The organism is Streptomyces sp. NPDC002911 (assembly GCF_053591835.1).
In genome coordinates this window covers 19310-36464 of the sequence record NZ_JBSFUO010000036.1, presented here as the reverse complement: position 1 = coordinate 36464, position 17155 = coordinate 19310, and the positions used below count along the sequence as shown (strand labels likewise).

At 70.2% G+C, this 17155-nt stretch carries 13 protein-coding genes; 7 read left to right on the top strand and 6 right to left on the bottom strand.

Features of this window, described 5'->3' with window-relative positions; all coding sequences use genetic code 11:
* Positions 1-57 precede the first annotated feature (57 nt).
* Positions 58-495, bottom strand: coding sequence for a DUF4442 domain-containing protein (locus ACWD04_RS30690; protein WP_451137021.1), 438 nt, complete (start codon positions 493-495; stop codon positions 58-60).
* A gap of 109 nt (positions 496-604) precedes the next feature.
* Between ACWD04_RS30690 and ACWD04_RS30685 the strand changes: the two genes are divergently transcribed.
* Positions 605-1645 carry a hypothetical protein gene (locus ACWD04_RS30685; RefSeq protein WP_451137008.1) on the top strand — a complete coding sequence of 347 codons (1041 nt, stop codon included), beginning with the start codon at positions 605-607 and terminating at the stop codon, positions 1643-1645.
* Positions 1646-1712: 67 nt separating this feature from the next.
* Positions 1713-3023: an MFS transporter gene (locus ACWD04_RS30680; RefSeq protein WP_451137007.1), complete on the top strand. Its 1311-nt coding sequence runs from the start codon at positions 1713-1715 to the stop codon at positions 3021-3023.
* On the opposite strand, the gene ACWD04_RS30675 is transcribed toward ACWD04_RS30680, so the two are convergent.
* From ACWD04_RS30675 to tuf, 3 genes are all read right to left on the bottom strand, one after another.
* Complete coding sequence (locus ACWD04_RS30675) at positions 2985-3830, bottom strand: spermidine synthase (RefSeq protein WP_451137006.1); 846 nt, start codon at positions 3828-3830, stop codon at positions 2985-2987. The two genes, ACWD04_RS30680 and ACWD04_RS30675, sit on opposite strands and share 39 nt — an antisense overlap.
* A 40-nt stretch (positions 3831-3870) precedes the next feature.
* Positions 3871-4722: a patatin-like phospholipase family protein gene (locus tag ACWD04_RS30670; RefSeq protein ID WP_451137005.1), complete on the bottom strand. Its 852-nt coding sequence runs from the start codon at positions 4720-4722 to the stop codon at positions 3871-3873.
* A gap of 73 nt (positions 4723-4795) precedes the next feature.
* The gene (tuf, locus tag ACWD04_RS30665) at positions 4796-5965 is read right to left on the bottom strand and encodes an elongation factor Tu (protein ID WP_451137004.1); all 1170 of its coding nucleotides are present in this window, start codon (positions 5963-5965) and stop codon (positions 4796-4798) included.
* A 699-nt stretch (positions 5966-6664) separates the two neighbouring features.
* On the opposite strand from tuf, the gene ACWD04_RS30660 reads away from it, so the two are divergent.
* Together ACWD04_RS30660 and ACWD04_RS30655 are read left to right on the top strand one after the other, a co-directional pair.
* The gene (locus tag ACWD04_RS30660; RefSeq protein ID WP_451137003.1) at positions 6665-7411 is read left to right on the top strand and encodes a TVP38/TMEM64 family protein; all 747 of its coding nucleotides are present in this window, start codon (positions 6665-6667) and stop codon (positions 7409-7411) included.
* A gap of 171 nt (positions 7412-7582) precedes the next feature.
* A complete protein-coding gene (locus tag ACWD04_RS30655; protein WP_451137002.1) occupies positions 7583-8455 on the top strand; it encodes an undecaprenyl-diphosphate phosphatase in 873 nt (290 codons plus the stop codon).
* Between the two features lie 147 nt (positions 8456-8602).
* On the opposite strand, the gene ACWD04_RS30650 is transcribed toward ACWD04_RS30655, so the two are convergent.
* Positions 8603-9235 (bottom strand): dihydrofolate reductase family protein, encoded by a 633-nt coding sequence (locus tag ACWD04_RS30650; protein ID WP_451137001.1) that lies wholly within the window; start codon positions 9233-9235, stop codon positions 8603-8605.
* 1141 nt (positions 9236-10376) lie between these two features.
* Between ACWD04_RS30650 and ACWD04_RS30645 the strand changes: the two genes are divergently transcribed.
* Together ACWD04_RS30645 and ACWD04_RS30640 are read left to right on the top strand one after the other, a co-directional pair.
* A complete protein-coding gene (locus tag ACWD04_RS30645) occupies positions 10377-10955 on the top strand; it encodes a dihydrofolate reductase family protein (RefSeq protein WP_451137000.1) in 579 nt (192 codons plus the stop codon).
* A 162-nt stretch (positions 10956-11117) separates the two neighbouring features.
* Complete coding sequence (locus ACWD04_RS30640) at positions 11118-11900, top strand: SGNH/GDSL hydrolase family protein (RefSeq protein WP_451136999.1); 783 nt, start codon at positions 11118-11120, stop codon at positions 11898-11900.
* A 2-nt stretch (positions 11901-11902) separates the two neighbouring features.
* On the opposite strand, the gene ACWD04_RS30635 is transcribed toward ACWD04_RS30640, so the two are convergent.
* Positions 11903-16009, bottom strand: coding sequence for a molybdopterin-dependent oxidoreductase (locus tag ACWD04_RS30635; protein ID WP_451136998.1), 4107 nt, complete (start codon positions 16007-16009; stop codon positions 11903-11905).
* Positions 16010-16225: 216 nt separating this feature from the next.
* On the opposite strand from ACWD04_RS30635, the gene ACWD04_RS30630 reads away from it, so the two are divergent.
* A complete protein-coding gene (locus ACWD04_RS30630) occupies positions 16226-17089 on the top strand; it encodes a universal stress protein (RefSeq protein WP_451136997.1) in 864 nt (287 codons plus the stop codon).
* Positions 17090-17155: the final 66 nt, after the last annotated feature.

Here is a 17155-nt window from a genome sequence, read left to right as displayed (position 1 = left end):
GTGCACGGCTGGCAGCCTACCGGGCCGGGCGGCAGGGGGCGCGGGGCCACGGAGTCCTCAGCGGTTCGGACGCAGCGTCCAGACCACGCTCATCTCGCTGGTGACGGCGCCGTCCGCACGCCGGATCTCGACGCTCACGGGGAACTCCGGGCGCTTCCCCTCGTCAAGTTCCGCGACGACCTCGGCCGCCGGGCGGCCCAGCACCGCGGTGGCGGTGAGGTCACCCATGGCCACCTTCTTGAAGGCCATCTCCGTGGTGACGGGCAGCGGCACGGCCCTGGACATCTGGTCGCCGAACGCGGCGACGACGATCGCGCCGCTTGCCGACTCGGCGAGCGTGAACATCGCCCCGGCGTGGGGCCCGCCGAGGTGGTTCTGATATTCGGACCGGTCGGGGAGCGAGAGCACGGCGCGCTCCGCAGTCGTCTCCAGGTACGTGATACCGAGGGTCCGGACCATCGGGACGCTCGCGGACAGGATGTCGCCGACCGTCATCTCTTCAGTGCTCATGGCGACAATATTACTAGTGAGTAGCACTCTTTGACCATCCCCTCACAGGGGCGCCCGTAGCAGAGGCCGCCCCGCCCCTCTATGGTTACTGGCCATGTGGCCAGGACAGCAGCCGCCCGGGGGCGAGCAGAACCCGCAGGACCAGAATCAGAACCCGTACCAGCAGCCGGGGTATCAACAGCCGGGTTACCAACAGCCGAATCCCTACCAGCAGCCGGGATATCAGCAGCAGGGTCAACCGGGGTACCCGCAGCCGAATCCGTACCAGCAGCCCACCGTGCCGCAGTACGCCGTACCGGGTGGGCCTGGCGGCCCGCAGCCGGACGACAAGAAGAAGACGACGATCGTCGCCGTCCTCGCGGCCACCGCGGTCGTCATCGCGGCGGTCGTCACCGGTGTCGTCGTCATGAACAAGGACGACGACAAGGGCGGCTCGGACGTTGCCGACGGTAACGCCTCCCCGTCGGCGAAGACGTCCGACGCCGCGTCCTCACCCGCGGCGAATCCGCGGGGCGGTGAGGACGCCGCGCCCACGATTCCGGGCTGGAAGGTCGTGACCAATCCCAAGTGGGGCACACAGTTCGATGTGCCCGGCGACTGGGAGGTGGCGAGCACCAGTATGATCTCGGGTTTCGAGGACGTGAAGGACCCCATGGGCCCGCCGGCGGTCGGCTTCTCGGCGCCCGCGCACTACAAGAGCGAGTGGTGCATCGACGACACGGACAAGGACGGCACCAAGGAGGACACCGGCCTGGCAGGTGTCGGAACCAAGGGCGGTCAGGGCGCCAAGAGCACGGATGAGGCAGCCACGAACGAGGCCTCCAACTGGGTCTGGGCCGCCTACGCGCAGGAGGACCCGAAGGAGAAGGTCAAGACCGGCAAGCCCGAGCCGTACACGACCAAGTCGGGCCTTTCGGGCAGCGTCGTCACGGCCACCGCCACCGGGCTGGCCAACAAGAACAAGTGCGACACCGACGGCAAGTCAATCGCGTTCACCTTCAAGAACGCCAAGGACGAGTACTCGTCCTGGATCCTCTACGCCAATGCCGGCGTCGACGACGAACTCCCGGACGCCACCATCCAGAAGATCCTCAGCACGGTGCGCCTGGCCGAGGTCGCGGAGACCTCCTCCTGAGCCTCCGGCGCACACGGTCCGGGCTGCCCATTTGGCGGGAGGGGGCCGGGGCGGGGATAGTCCCTTGGTGACTTCCGCCGACTTCTCCCCCTCTCCGGCCCCCCGCTCCGCGCCCGCAGGCCGCAACTTCGGTCTGCTGACCGCTGCCGCGATCATCACGAGCCTGGGCACCAACGGCGCGCTGATCGCGGCGGCGTTCGCGGTTCTGGAGTCGGGCGGCGACAGCGGCGACGTCGGTCTGGTCGCCGCCGCGCGTACGGCGCCGCTGGTGCTCTTCCTTCTGATCGGCGGCGCGGTCGCGGACCGGCTGCCGCGTCATCGAGTGATGGTGGCCGCGAACACGCTCAACTGTGCCTCGCAAGCGGTGTTCGCCTGGCTGGTGCTGACCGGCGGCGCCGAGCTGTGGCAGATGATGCTGCTGACGGCGCTCTGCGGTACCGGCCAGGCCTTCTTCGGTCCGGCGGCCGAGGGCATGCTGATGTCGAGCGTCACCGGCGAACAGGCGGCCCGCGCCTTCGCCTTCTTCCGGATGTCGATGCACGGCGCGGCCATCGGCGGTGCCGCACTCGGCGGCGCCATGATCGCGGCCATGGACCCGGGCTGGGTGCTGGCCGTCGACGCCGCGGCGTTCGCCGTCGCCGGTGCGCTCCGGGCCTTCCTGAACGTGAGCCACATCCCCGCACGCGCACCGGGTGGCGGGCTGCTCGCCGATCTCCGGGAGGGCTGGCAGGAGGTCGCCGGGCGTCCCTGGCTGTGGGCCGTGGTGCTGCAGTTCTCCGTGGTCGTGGCCGTCGTCGGTGCCGCCGAGGCGGTGTACGGACCGCTGGTGGCGCGGGACGAGCTCGGAGGCGCCCGCCCCTGGGGATTCGCCCTCGCGGCGTTCGGAGTCGGCACGCTGGGCGGGGCGCTGCTGATGATGCGGTGGAAACCGCGGCGGCTGCTGCTGGCCGGGACGCTCTGTGTGTTCCCGCTCGCTCTGCCGTCCGCGGGGCTCGCGATCCCGCTGCCGGTGGCCGGGCTCTGCGCGGTGATGTTCGTGACCGGCGTCGCCATAGAGGTGTTCGGGGTGTCCTGGATGACGGCCCTTCACCAGGAGATCCCCGAGGAGAAGCTGTCACGGGTCGCGGCTTACGACTGGTTCGGCTCGGTCGCGATGGTTCCTCTCGCCACGGCGGCAGCCGGCCCGGTGGAGACACTCGTCGGCCGCAGCGAGGCCCTATGGGGGTGTGCCGCGCTGATCGTGCTGGTGACGGCGGGCGTGCTTCTCGTTCCGGACGTACGACATCTGACCCGCCGCAGCACCGTGAAGGAGATCGGCGTCCCCGCGCAGTCCAGGGAGTCAGCCGACGCTGAAGGCGCCGTCGGGGGGCTCGGGTGAGGCCACGGCCTCACTGTCACGCACCGGCTTCGCCTCGCCGATGAGCCGGATGAGCGCCGCTCCGTGTTCGACCCGCGCGGGGAAGACGTCGGCGGCGCACAGCCTGGTGAGCGGCGCTATGTCGAGGGCGCCACGGGAGGCGAGCAGCACGGCGTTGCCGAAGCGCCGGCCGCGCAGCACGGCCGGCTCGGCGATGAGCGCGAGCTCGTCGAACACCTCGGCGAAGTTGGCCAGTTGCGACCGCAGGAAGCTGAAGGGCGCACTGTCGGCCAAGTTGGCCGCGTAGACGCCGTCCGCCCGCAGGACCCGCCCGGCGGCCCGCGCGTACTCGACGGAGGTGAGATGCGCCGGCACCCGTGAGCCGCCGAAGACATCGGCGATCAGAAGGTCGGCGGAACCTGGCGGTGCCTTTTCGAGCCAGTGCCTCGCATCGGTGCCGTGCACGGAGACACCGGCTCCCTCGGGCAGCGGCAGATGCTCGCCGACCAGGTCGATGAGCCCCCGGTCCGCCTCGGCCACGTCCTGCCGCGACCCCGGCCGGGTCGCCGCGACGTAGCGCGGCAGCGTGAGCGCGCCACCGCCGAGATGCACCACGTCCAGCGGCGCTCCCGGGGCGGCGGCCCGGTCCACGACGTGGCCGAGCCGTCGCACGTACTCGAATTCGAGGTGCTCCGGCTCGTCGAGATCGACGTACGACTGCGGGGCACCGTGGACCGTGAGCAGCCAGGCCCGGTCCCGGTCGACGTCGGGCAGCAGCCTGGCGGTGCCGCAGTCGGTTTCGCGGATGACGGGTATCGGCTCGTTCACCCCACCATTGTGACGGGCGCCCGGTCCTCTCCCCGCCGGGTCAGCCGTTCCACACCGCGGCGACCGCCTCGGTGTGGGCGGCGGACTGGGCGAGGCCGGCCCTGGCCGCCGCGGCCCGGCGTGCGGGGTCCAACGAGTTGCGGCCGATGGCCTTCCGGGTGCCGGCGTCCGGGGTGATGACCTCGACGCGGGCGCCCGCGGCCTCCAGTTCGGCGGCTTGCGCGCGGGGCGAGACGATCACTTTGTTGCCGCTGGCGGTGGGTGCGATCACGACGACGCGTTCGTAGCCGGAGGCGAGATGGGCGTTGGCCGGGGAGTGCACGCCCCCGTCGATCCAGCTCCCGCCTCCGGCGCTCATCACGGGCCAGACCGCCGGGACCGCGCAGCTGGCGGTGACGGCGTCGGCGAGGGAGACCGTGCCCCTCCTGTCGAAGGTGTGCAGCGCGCCTGTGGACGCGTCCACGGCGGTGACGAGCAGGTGCCGTTCGGGCCATTCGGACGACGGAAGCCAGCTCGCGATCATCTCCCGCCGTTCGTCCGCAGTCGCACCGTGCCGACTGTCCCGGGCCAGGGCGCCCAGCTTCCGGCCGTACTCCTCGGGCGTCCGAGCGGAGAGCACCGCTCTCGCGTAACGCAGGATGGTGACGGGGCCGAGCCTGCCGGCTGCCCCCTTCCCGTTCTCCGGGGCGGCGAGCTGCCGCTCGTAGAGGTCGCGGATGCCGGCAAGTCCGAAGGCGAGCTGCGCTCCGACGACGGCACCGGCCGAGCTCCCGACGATCAGATCGGCGGTGGAGAGGTCGACGCCCGCCTTGGCGAGCCCGTGCAGAATGCCGCTTTCCCAAGCGGTGCCGGCGACACCTCCGGCACCCAGTACAAGAGCTGTGTCTGCCATGGGCTCCAGTCTGCCCCAGAAGGTGCGGCCCGCCTGCCCCGGGGTGTCGGGAAGGCGGGCCGCACCGGAGCCGTCAGAGGAGGCCGGTGACCGTGCCGGCGCCGACCGTGCGTCCGCCCTCGCGGATCGCGAAGCCGAGGCCGGACTCCAGCGGGACGTCACGGCCGAGCTCGACGGTCATGGTGACCGTGTCGCCGGGCCGCGCCAACGCCGCCTCTCCGAGGTCGACATCCCCGACGACGTCCGCCGTACGGATGTAGAACTGCGGCCGGTACCCCGTGGTGACCGGCGTGGTCCGGCCCCCTTCCCGGGCCGACAGGACGTACACCTGCGCCGTGAAACGCCGCCCCGGAGTGACGCTCCCGGGCTCTACCACCACATGGCCGCGGCGGACCCGGTCGCGCTCGACCCCGCGCAGCAGCAGGGCGACGTTGTCGCCGGCCTCCGCGGACTCCATCGGCTTCCCGAAGGTCTCCAGGCCGGTGACGACGGTCTCGACCTCCGCACCGAGCACCGACACGCGGTCCCCGACACGCACCGTGCCACGCTCCACGGCTCCGGTGACGACGGTGCCGCGGCCCGTAATGGTGAGCACGTTCTCCACGGACAGGAGGAACGGCGCGTCGGTGTAGCGCACCGGGATCGGTACGTAGGTGTCGACGGCGTCCAGCAGACCCTCGATGGACGCGGTCCAGCGTGGGTCCCCCTGGAGCGCCCCGAGTCCCGACACCCGCACGACGGGCACGGTGTCCCCGCCGTAGCCGTGCGCGGTGAGCAGCTCGCGGACCTCCAGCTCGACCAGGTCGGTGAGCTCAGGGTCGCCCGCGTCGGCCTTGTTGAGGGCGACGACGATGTGGTCGACGCCGACCTGACGGGCGAGCAGGACGTGCTCCGCGGTCTGCGGCATGATGCCGTCGAGCGCGGAGACGACGAGGATCGCCCCGTCGAGCTGCGCGGCTCCGGTGACCATGTTCTTGATGTAGTCGGCGTGGCCGGGCATGTCGACGTGCGCGTAGTGCCGGGTGTCGGTCTCGTACTCGACGTGCGCGATGTTGATGGTGATACCGCGCTGCGCCTCCTCGGGGGCCCGGTCGATCCGGTCGAACGGCACGAAGGTGCCGGTCCCGCGGTCGCTGAGCACCTTGGTGATGGCGGCGGTAAGGGTGGTCTTGCCGTGGTCGACGTGGCCCATGGTGCCGATGTTGAGGTGGGGCTTGGTGCGCACGTATGCCGTCTTGGGCATGGCTCGTTCCTTGGATTTCGAAGCTGAGAGAAGAAGACCCCAGGGCCCCGCCGACCCTCCCCTTACGGGGTCCGCCGGACTGTCGGGGGAGGGTCAGCTTCGGGCGCCGCCGAAGGGCGCTGCGGCAGCGGTGAACGCTGCGTCAGTTGCTGCTGCGACTGCTGCTGTGCTTGCGGCCGCCTGGCTCACGGCAGCCTTCGGCGTGTCCGCGACTGCGGACTGCGCTGCGAGGAAGGCGTACCGGAACATGGCACTGAGCATGCCGGAGCGGCGCGGCGTCGTCGAATGGTTTTCGTCCAGTCCGCGGTCTCAGCCCTGTGCGTACGGACATGTCCGCATTCATGGCACTCCCGCCATGTCCGGACGGCCGCAGGGTTGTGTCCTCCCGCCCGCCCCGTTCGCCCGTTTCAAAATGCCGTCGATCTTGCCGCGCTGCGCCCCACGCCCACGTCCGTGCACGTGCGGGCCCCGAAGGAACTCCGGGTATCTGCTGTCACGGTGGGCCCGGAAGCATGGACCGGCTTCGCTGCGGGACGAACTGTCTGCTGTCGGTCCACGCGAAAGCCCTGCCGCCGTGGATGGCGGCAGGCTCTCCCGTGTTTGATGCTCTACGCCTCTGCTATCGGCGAACGTCGACGGCGGGGGACCTGTCGCCCGCGCATACGGCGATCACACATCCGTTTCGGTTACGCTCCCCAGATGTTCGACCCCGTCCCCGCAACACGGCCCTCCACCGGCCTAGCAGTGCGCTGTACGAGGGCGCTGCTCTCCCCCTGGTCCCGATTTTCCCTGCTCGTGGCGGTCCTGGTGGCTGCCGCCACCACGATGCTGCTGTTCGAACCACAGCGGTTGCTGGCCTCCGGCTGGCCACCGCAACTCACCGGTTCCGCCGCCGCGATGCTGTTCGGGCTCGCGTACGGCGTGTGCACCGTGGCTTTCGTGCCGCGCCCGCTGCTCAATCTGGCCGCCGGTGCGCTGTTCGGCGCTCAGACCGGTCTCGCGGCTGCGCTGGCCGGCACCGTCCTCGGTGCCGGTGTCTCCTTCCTGCTCGGCAGGGTGCTGGGGCAGGACGCGCTCCGGACGCTGTTGCGCGGCAAGTATCTGCAGGCGGCGGACGGGCTGCTGAGCCGGCACGGGTTCCGGTCCATGCTGGCGCTGCGGCTCTTCCCCGGGGTGCCTTTCGCCGCGGCGAATTACTGTGCGGCAACCTCCCGCATGGGCTATCCCCCGTTCCTGCTGGCCACGGGGCTCGGCTCGATCCCGAACACGGCTGCGTATGTCATCGCGGGCAGTACGGCCTCCTCTCCGACGTCGCCGGTGTTCCTGGCGGCGATGGGCTTCATTGTGCTGTCCGGCGCGGCGGCGGCGCTGGTGGCCTGGCGTCGACGGCACCGGCTGGGCGGGACGGACGACCCGGCGCCCCGGAAGGCAGGCGACGCGGCGTAGGCAGGGGCAGGCGGAAGCCTGTTCACCTGTAGGCGATACGCTGCGCGCAACCGACAGAGGATGTCCGGGGCCGTGGCGTCCCGTCCCCCTTTCTGACCGCATTCGCACGCCGCCGACGGCCTTCGCGTCCGTCGGCCGTTGCATGAGTACCTCCGGGATGGCCTAAGCCCCATGAGCTGGTTCGAATCATTCGTCCTGGGCCTCGTTCAGGGACTGACCGAGTTCCTGCCGATCTCCTCCAGCGCGCATCTGCGGCTGACTGCGGCTTTCGCGGGCTGGCACGACCCGGGAGCGGCGTTCACCGCGATTACACAGATCGGCACCGAGGCCGCGGTCCTCATCTACTTCCGCAAGGACATCGTCCGGATCGTCTCGGCCTGGTCCCGGTCGCTGACCAATTCCTCGATGCGCGGCGATCACGACGCCCAGATGGGCTGGCTGGTCATCATCGGCTCAATTCCCATCGGCGTACTCGGCATCACGCTCAAGGACCAGATCGAGGGCCCCTTCCGCGACCTCCGTCTGATCGCGACGACGCTGATCGTCATGGGCATCGTCCTCGGCATCGCGGACCGGCTCGCGGCCCGCGACGAGACCGGTGGCAAGCATCGGGCGATCAAGGAACGCAAGTCGCTGAGGGAGCTGGGGGTCAGGGACGGTCTGATCTTCGGCTTCTGCCAGGCGATGGCCCTGATCCCGGGGGTGTCCCGCTCGGGTGCGACGATCAGCGGTGGTCTGCTCATGGGCTACACCCGTGAGGCGGCGGCCCGCTACTCCTTCCTGCTGGCGATTCCGGCGGTGCTGGCCTCGGGGGCTTACGAGCTGAAGGACGCGGGCGAGGGGCACGTTTCCTGGGGGCCGACGATCTTCGCGACGATCATCGCGTTCGTGGTCGGCTACGCAGTCATCGCGTGGTTCATGAAGTTCATCACCACGAAGAGCTTCATGCCGTTCGTCATCTACCGCATCATCCTGGGCATCGTGCTGTTCGTGCTGATCGGGGCCGGTGTGCTGAGCCCGCACGCGGGCGAGTCCGCCGGCTGAGACGGGCAACGAGTGACGGCCCGTCCGGGCCCCGTCGGCAGCTGTCGGCGTCGGCCACGGGCGGGAGTCATGGGCCCGGGCCCCCGTGTTCCTCGCGGCCCGCCATCGCCGCGTCCTCATCGGCGAGCTCGCCGCTCTTGAGTGTCATCAAACCCTTCTCTGAGGCACCACGCGATACGTCACGTGTGTCACCGACTTCGCTGCTCGCGACTCCACCTGCTCAAGATTCAGAGACGGCACGCCGTCGAACAGTCGTGTGCCGGCGCCGAGCGTGAACGGCACGACATGGAGCCGCAGCTCGTCGATCAAGCTTGCGGCCAGGTACTGGTTGACGGTGGTCGCGCCGCCGTGGACCGACACGTTGCGGTCTCCGGCCGCCTCGCGCGCCCGCCGCAGTGCGGATTCGATGCCGTCCGTGACGAAGTGGAACGTCGTGCCGCCGTCCATCGGTTGCGGGTCACGCGGGTGGTGGGTGAGGACGAAGACCGGCGCGTGGTACGGCGGATTGTCGCCCCACCAGCCCTTCCACTGCCGATCCCACACGCCGCGTACGGGGCCGAACATGTTGCGCCCCATGATGAAGGCTCCGACTGCCGTCAGCCGGTCGAGTTCGGCCTGCCGCTGCTCCGGGGTTTCGAACATCCAGCCGTGCAGCCTGTCACCCCAGCCATCGCCTGCGTCGTCGCCGAACGGACGCTGCTCGGTCTGGTCGAGCCCGGCCGAGTACCCGTCGACGGAAATCGAGAGATCACAGGTCACCCTGCCCGAACGTGTGGTCACTGTGCCGTCCTCCTGGTGGCGACCTTCCGTCGCCTTCGCGGTGTGAGTCACCTGATCCGTTCACTTGGGTAGACCGTTCCGGGCCCGCGAACTCATCGCACGGAAGGCGATCGGCGAGGTCAGGGTGCTGGTCGCGCAGCAGACCCCGGACCGACTCCGCGACGGCCTCGATCTCGGTTCATGCCATGCGAGGCAACGACGGCGTCGCCGATTGCGCTGTACGCAGCCAGCCGCTCATCGGACAGCATCCCTGCGCCGTCGGCCGTCGTCTGCATCCGGACACCTACCTCGCGTTTCACGACAGCGATCGTCGTCTTCGGGACGCCTGTGGTCGGCCCGCAGGTTCAACGGTGGAGGGCGTGGCGCCTCGGTGGCGGCGCAGCGCCGCCACCGAGTAAGGACTCGGCGCCCTCTGCCGACGACCTTGCCCTGATGGAGCAGGGCACGGTGGGTGTATACCCGAACCGGTGAACCTGGCCACGGGCCGCACGCGGGGTCGGCATGACCGGACCTAGAGAGCAGGACTGGTGACCCTGCCGCCGATGTCCAGCTGTGAGGGACGGCGGCCAGCCGAGTTCCGTGAGCAGGCGGCCGGTGAGCCGTTTGGCTTCGGCGTTGACGACCAGGGTCATGGGGGAAGGCTTCCTGGATCTGTTCACCAGGCTGCTGTTGGGTGCGGTGAAGTCCTCGGGGAGACCGACCCCGACATCGATCAGTACGGTGCCGGCCGGCGCGGGTGCCTGATGGAGTGCAGCAGTTCCACGGAGATGCCCCTCGGAGTGGCGTTGACCGGTACCTCGGCGTGGACGGCCGTATCGCTCAGGTCTACGCATGGTGTGACGCCAGCCGTCGTCGGGCCGGTGGATCGGACCGCGGATTCGGGTGGGACGGCACCAGAATGTAAGCCTGCGGTCGCTCGCTTTCATGGGAACTTCCCGGGGCGAGCGGATCCCCCGTTCGGGGGCATCCGGACCCGCCTCCTGCCACTTCGCCGACTGCCTGGGTTACCTTCCACCTTCTTGGCCGTGGCGGAGCCCCTGCGTCGCATCCGGGGCGGTCCGGCTCCAGTTCGGAGCGATGAGTTCCGCCGTGGTTGCCGGTCATCCCCCACACGCGATCAGCCACACCAGAGGAAAGCGCCATGTCCGCTACGTACACATTTGATGTCTTCTCCAGCCTCGACGGCTTCGGTGCCGCCGGCGGCAACTGGACCGGCTACTGGGGCAAGCAAGGCCCCGAGCTCCTCGACCACCGCCTCGCCCTCTACGCCGAGGAACAGCAAATGGTCTTCGGGGCACACACATATCGGGCGTTCGCGCGGATGATGGCCTCGAGCACCGAGGAGTCCGAGATGCGTGACCCATGGGTCACCCGGATGAGGAATCTGCCGGCGACGGTGGTGTCGAACACGCTGGAGGGATCCCTCGACTGGCCGGATGCGAACGTCGTGAACGGCGATGCCGTCGATGTCGTCGCTCGTCTCAAGGAGGAGTCCGGGGTACCGCTGCGCTCGCACGGCAGCCTGTCGATGAACCGGGCACTGATGGCCGCCGGTCTGGTCGACCGCGTCCAGGTGACGCTCTTCCCTGTGATCACCGGTCAGACCGGGCTGGACCCGGTCTTCCAGGGTGCGGCCGACTTCGACCTCGAGCTGATCGAGCGCCGGACGCTCGACGGCCACACCCAAGAGCTCATCTACCGGCCCACCCTGCATGTCTGAGTCCATCCGCTTGCCGGAGACGGCGGCCCGGGTCCCGGCCGTCGGTCATTTCACCGATGACGTGGGGGCCCGGGGGCGGGAAGTTGGGCGTGGTCACGAGCCGTCGGCGTCACGCGGCAGCCGTGCACCCCCGTCTTCGCTCCCCACATCACGGAGAACCTCATGCCCCTGCCCCGTACAGCCGGAGCCGCTCTCCTGGCCCTCGCGCTCGCCTCGGTCCCCGTGTCCACGGCGGCAGCCACGACGGAGGCCGCCGAGGTGAACTACGTGGCCCTCGGTGACTCGTACGCCTCCGGCACCGGCGCCGGCGACTACTCCGACATCGCGTGTACGCGGAGCCGAAACGCTTATCCCGCACTCTGGGCCGATGCCAACGACCCGGCCTCATTCGCCTTCGCCGCCTGCGGCGGTGCGAAGATCCCCGACGTGCTGGGTGACCAGGTAGGCGAACTGGACGAGGACACGACCCTCGTGAGCCTGAGCATCGGGGGCAACGACTCCGGGTTCGCCTCCACCATGCTCAGTTGTCGGTACTCCACGCAGTCGGCGTGCGAGCGGGCCCTGGAGACCGCCGGGGAGTACGTCGTCAACGAGCTGCCGGGCGAGCTGGACAGCCTCTACGCGACCGTCCGCGCCCGGGCGCCCCACGCCGAGATGGTCGTGATCGGATACCCGCACCTCTACAAGGAGGGCGGCCTCTGCCTCGGCGGGCTCAGCTCGGCCAAGCGTACGGCCGTCAACCAGGGTTCGGACCTGCTCAACGACACGATCGCGGGCCGCGCGGAGGCGGCCGGGTCCGCGTTCGCGGACGGCAGGCCCGCCTTCGCCGGGCACGAGATCTGCACCAGCGACGCTTGGATCAGCAGCACGAACGTCCACCCGACGGCCGAGGGACACGAGTCCGCGTACCTCCCGGCGTTGACGGCGGCCGTGTCGGGGAGCTGAGCTCAGTACACGTCGCGTACGTATCGCTTGTCGGCGGCGAGCTGCTTGACGTACGCGGCGGCGGTGTCCTCCTGGAGTCCGCCGTGGGCCACGGCGATGTCCCGCAGCGTCCGGTCCACGTCCTTCGCCATCCGGGAGGCGTCGCCGCAGACGTAGAAGTGGGCACCCTCCTGGAGCCAGGACCACAGCTGGGCACCGTGCTCCCGCATCCGGTCCTGGACATAGATCTTGGCCCGCTGGTCGCGGGAGAAGGCGGTGTCCAGCCGGGTCAGGGTGCCGTCACGGCGCAGGGAGTCGAGTTCGTCCCGATAGTAGAAGTCGGTGGACCTGCGCTGCTCGCCGAAGAACAGCCAGTTGGCGGCGCGGTGGCCGAGGGCACGTCGTTCGTCCAGGAATCCGACGAAGGGGGCTACCCCGGTGCCGGGGCCGACCATCACCATCGGGGTGGCGGGGTCCGCCGGCGGACGGAAGTGCGGGGCGCGCTGGACGAACACGGGGACGGGGCTGCCCGCTTCCGCGTCGGCGAGGAAGGTGGAGGCCACGCCCTTGCGGACGGCGCCGTGCCGGTTCTCGTAGCGGACGACGGAGACGGTGAGACGCACGAGGCCGGGGTCGGTGAGCGGGCTGGAGGATATGGAGTAGAGCCTCGGCCGGAGACGGGTGAGGGCTCCGGCCCACTCGGCCGCGGTGGCGCGGGCGGAGTATTCGGCGATGACGTCGACGGCCTGCCGGCCCCAGGTCCACTGTGCGAGTTCGCCCTTGTTGTCCGGGCGCAGGAGCTTCTTGAGCGTGCGGTCGTGGGTGCGTTCGGCGACCAGGCGCAGCAGTCCGGGAGTGATGCGGGCAAGATCCAGGTGGCGGTGCAAGGCGTCGCCAAGAGGCACGGCACCGACGCCTGATACGTCGACGGGATCCGCGGGGTCCAGTCCGGTGACGGCAAGCCACTCCGCGACGAGCTGCGGACAGTTGAGCGCCTCGACGCCGAGTGCGTCACCCGCCTCGTAGGTGAGCGGTACGGGGCTGTCCTGTGTGTCGAAGGTGAACTGCCGCACTTCTTTGGTGGCACCGGGGAGGCTGAGCAGCTTGTTGCCCACGAGACGCCCGGTCGCCGCCCTGGTGGAGCAGGCCGGTGATGAGGGGGCCGTTGGTACGACAGGGGCGGACGTGGCGCCCAGTGCGGCGAACACCTCATCCAGCCACTGCCCGGCCGGCTCCTCGTAGTCCGGTTCGCAGTCCGTACGGGGGACGAGTCGCACGGCGCCCAGTTGCCCGAAGCGTTCGTCGAGCCGCCTGCCGTGCCCGCAGAAGTCGTCGTACGCGGAGTCCCCGAGGGCGAGTACGGCGTAGCGCACACCGTCCAGTCGGGGCGTGTCGGGCGCGTTGAGCGAGTCCCAGAAACCGGAGCCGTTGTCCGGGGCGTCGCCGTCGCCGAAGGTGCTGGTGACGACCAGCAGATCGGCTGTGCGCGGAAGGCTCTCCAGGGGGCTGTCATCCATCCCTATGAGGGTCGCCGGCCGCCCTTCGGCGGCCAGCCGCCGGGCTGCGGCCGCAGCGACCTCCTCGGCGTTCCCGGTCTGCGACGCCCACAGGACCACGACCTGCCGGGCGGCTGCGGCCTCGGGTGCGTGCGCCGTCCCGACGGGCTCCGAGCCATGGGCGGCATCGCCGGGCACGCGGGAGAACATACCGGCCAGCACCCCGTTGACCCACAGGGCGTGATCCGGGTCGAACGGCGCGTGCACCGGCAGTACGGGGGTGCCCTCGGCCTGCGTACCGAGTCCCGCGAGGAAGCCGGACAGATAGCGCCGTTCGTGGTCGGCCAGAACGGGCGGTGCCGTGTCCGCGACCCCGAACAACCCGGCGAGGGCGGCGGCAGAGGAGTCGGCGGGGGCCGCGAGGGGTGCCGGTACGACGGCAGCGACCTTCACCAGTGTCACGGCGCAGATCTTGAAGCCTGGCTGGAGGGACACCGGGTCGACGGCGTCGTGGGTGACGGCGTTGACACTGAGGTACTCGCCGAAGAGGTCGTTCCAGTGGAACGGCGCGAAGCAGTTCCCGGGCCGCACCCGGTCGGTCACCACGGCCGGCAGCACGGCCCGGCCACGCCGTGAGGCGACCTCGACCGAGTCGCCCTCCCCGATCGAGAGGGCCGCCGCGTCCTGCGGGCTGATCTCCACGAAGGGGCCGGGATTGAGCCGGTTGAGCTTGGCGACCTTGCCTGTCTTCGTCAGGGTGTGCCATTGGTGCTGCAGGCGGCCCGTGTTGAGCACGAAAGGGAAGTCGTCGTCGGGCATCTCGGCCGCCGGCAGGTGCGGGCGGCCGAAGAACAGCGCCCGGCCGCTCGCCGTGGGGAATGCCAGCCGGGGCACGCTCCCGTCGGGGCGTACGGCCAGGGTCTGGCTGACGCCGTCGTTGAGGTAGCGGACCGGGTTTCGGTCGGGGCCGTCCGGAGTGGCGCTGGGCCACTGGACGGGCGTGCGGCGCAGCCGCTCGTAGGTGACTCCGCGCAGGTCGTAGCCGGTCTTCGGGTTGTGGGCCCGCTTGATCTCCTCGAAGACCTCCTCGGCGCTGCTGTAGCCGAAGGCCTCTTCATACCCCATCTCGCAGGCGATCCGCGCGATGATCCGCCAGTCCGGCCAGGCCTCCCCCGGCGGATCGGCGGCCCGTCTGCCGAGCGTGAGGTTCCGTTCCGAGTTGACCATGACGCCCTCGGCCTCGCCCCACAGCGCGGCGGGCAGGGCGACGTCGGCGTACGCGTTGGTCTCGGTGTCGGCGAACACGTCCTGGGTGACGACGAACTCCGCCGCTTCGAGCCCCTCGATGACGGTCCGGCGGTTGGCCACGGATGCCACCGGGTTGGTGCAGATGATCCAGCAGGCCTTGATCCCGCCGTCAGCCATGCGCCGGAACATGTCGACGGTCCCGGTGCCCGCCGCGTCCGTACGCAGGGTTCCGGCTGCGAGGCCCCAGAGCTCCTCGGCGTGGGCGCGGTCGTCGGCGGACTGCAGGCCGCGCTGGCCTGGCAGGCCCGGGCCCATGTAGCCCATCTCGCGGCCGCCCATGGCGTTGGGCTGGCCGGTGAGCGAGAAGGGGCCGCTGCCGGGGCGGCAGATCGCTCCGGTGGCCAGATGCAGATTAATCAGGGCGTTGGTGTTCCAGGTGCCGTGGGTGCTCTGGTTGAGGCCCATGGTCCAGCAGCTCATCCACTCGCCCGCCTCGCCGATCCAGCGGGCGGCCAGGCGGATGTCCGCCTCCGGGATGCCGGTGGTCTCCGTGACCGCGGCGGGGGTGTAGTCCCTCAGGAAGCCGGGCATCGCGTCCCAGCCCTCGGTGTGCTCGGCGATGAACTCCGGGTCGGTGTGGCCGTTCTCGATGAGGAGGTGCATGAGGCCGTTGAGCAGGGCCAGGTCCGTGCCCGGGCGTATGTGCAGGAACAGATCGGCCTTGTCGGCGGTGGCGTTGCGCCGGGGATCGACCACGATGAGTCTCGCGCCGGCCTTCACCCGCTCCATGAGCCGGAGGAAGAGGATGGGGTGGCAGTCCGCCATGTTCGAGCCGATGACGAAGAAGGTGTCGGCGTGCTCGAAGTCCTCGTACGAGCCGGGCGGGCCGTCGGCGCCCAGCGAGAGTTTATAGCCGCTGCCCGCACTGGCCATGCAGAGCCGGGAGTTGGACTCGATCCAGCTGGTGCGGACGAAGCCCTTGGCCAGCTTGTTGGCGAGGTACTGCGCCTCCAGCGTCATCTGCCCGGAGACGTACAGGGCGAGCGCGTCCGGCCCGTGCTCGTCGACGATCGCACGCAGCCGCCGTGCGGTCTCCTTGACCGCGGCTTCCATCGGCCGGGGAGCGGGCTCCTCGCTGCGGTCGGCCCGCACCAGCGCCGTCGCCAGCCGGCCGGGGGCTGCCAGCATCTCGGCGCTCGTCGCGCCCTTGGTGCAGAGCCGCCCGCCGTTCGCCGGGTGCGCCTTGTCGCCCGTGGCCTTCAGGACCGTACGCCGTCCGTCGGGGCCCCTGCCGATGTCGAGGACCATCCCGCAGCCGACACCGCAGTACGAGCAGACCGTCCGCACCTGGGAGGGAGTGTCCGGCAGCGGGTTCGGCTCGGTCATGGGCGGCCTTTCATGGGGGCGCTGATATCGCGACGGTACGAAACGTCCGTTTCCCGGGTGTCACGCCGGACGATCAGGCGTGGTTACGTCCGCTGCACAGTCGTCGCCGTGTGCCGGTGAGGCCCGCCGGGCCGCTCCCCCGCGATCAGGCGATAATCGCTTTTCGGGGCTGCCCTGCCCCGACCCCGGAGATGTCCGAACTGCCTCGGAGGATTCATGACCGCCGACGACCTTCCCGTGATCGCCGCCGTGGACGGTTCCGCGCACAGCTGGGAAGCGCTCGACTGGGCCGCCGCCGAAGCCACGCGCCGCGGTCTGCCGCTGCTGATCGTGCACGTCCGTCCGCTCACGCGGCGTGCGGAGGAGGAAGCAGGGCTGCGGGAGGCAGAGGAACTGCTCGCGCAGGCCGAGCTGCGGACCTCCCGGCTCGTCCCCGGTCTGCCCACCTCGACGCTGGCCCCGCTGGACTTCCCTTCGGCGGCGCTCACCTCGCTCAGCCGAGACGCCTCGATGGTGGTCGTCGGATCCCGCGGTCTCGGCGGATTCCGCTCGCTGATGATCGGATCCAACAGCCTGGCCACGGCGTCGATGGCGCAGTGTCCGGTCGTCGTCGTCCACACCGGCCGGACGGACGAGAGCGAGGCGGAGCCGGTGGACACCTTCCCGGACGTCGTCGCGGGGGTCGCCGCCGACGAGAGCAGCGGAACGGTCCTCGATTTCGCCTTCGAAGCCACTGTTTCCAGGCCGGGCGCACGGCTGCGGGTCGTACACGGATGGACGATGTTCTCGTCGATGCTGTCCGGCGGCCCCATGTTCGGCAGCAAGGCCGCGGCGGACTCGGCCGAGCGGACCCTGGCCGAACTCACCGCGGGCCGGCGTGCGAAGTATCCACAGGTGGACGTCGTCCGCGAACCTGTCAGGGGCTCGGCGTCGCGCACCCTGGTCACGGCGTCGGCCACCGCCGCGCTGACCGTGGTCGGGCGGCGCAAGGGCGGCGAGTCGCTCGGGCTCGGCCTTTCGCCTGTCGCACAGACGACGGTGACGCACGCTCTCGGTCCGGTGGTGGTCGTCCCCACCTGACGCCGGACCTCAGGTCCGGGCCACGGGCCGTGCGCGGCCCCTTGGCGTGCGGCGCCCGACGACCGA

Coding starts and splice junctions, on each gene's coding strand:
- ACWD04_RS30690 (WP_451137021.1), bottom strand. CDS start 495: ATGACGGTCGGCGACATCCTGTCCGCGAGCGTCCCGATGGTCCGGACC.
- ACWD04_RS30685 (WP_451137008.1), top strand. CDS start 605: ATGTGGCCAGGACAGCAGCCGCCCGGGGGCGAGCAGAACCCGCAGGAC.
- ACWD04_RS30670 (WP_451137005.1), bottom strand. CDS start 4,722: ATGGCAGACACAGCTCTTGTACTGGGTGCCGGAGGTGTCGCCGGCACC.
- tuf (WP_451137004.1), bottom strand. CDS start 5,965: ATGCCCAAGACGGCATACGTGCGCACCAAGCCCCACCTCAACATCGGC.
- ACWD04_RS30660 (WP_451137003.1), top strand. CDS start 6,665: ATGTTCGACCCCGTCCCCGCAACACGGCCCTCCACCGGCCTAGCAGTG.
- ACWD04_RS30655 (WP_451137002.1), top strand. CDS start 7,583: ATGAGCTGGTTCGAATCATTCGTCCTGGGCCTCGTTCAGGGACTGACC.
- ACWD04_RS30645 (WP_451137000.1), top strand. CDS start 10,377: ATGTCCGCTACGTACACATTTGATGTCTTCTCCAGCCTCGACGGCTTC.
- ACWD04_RS30640 (WP_451136999.1), top strand. CDS start 11,118: ATGCCCCTGCCCCGTACAGCCGGAGCCGCTCTCCTGGCCCTCGCGCTC.
- ACWD04_RS30635 (WP_451136998.1), bottom strand. CDS start 16,009: ATGACCGAGCCGAACCCGCTGCCGGACACTCCCTCCCAGGTGCGGACG.
- ACWD04_RS30630 (WP_451136997.1), top strand. CDS start 16,226: ATGACCGCCGACGACCTTCCCGTGATCGCCGCCGTGGACGGTTCCGCG.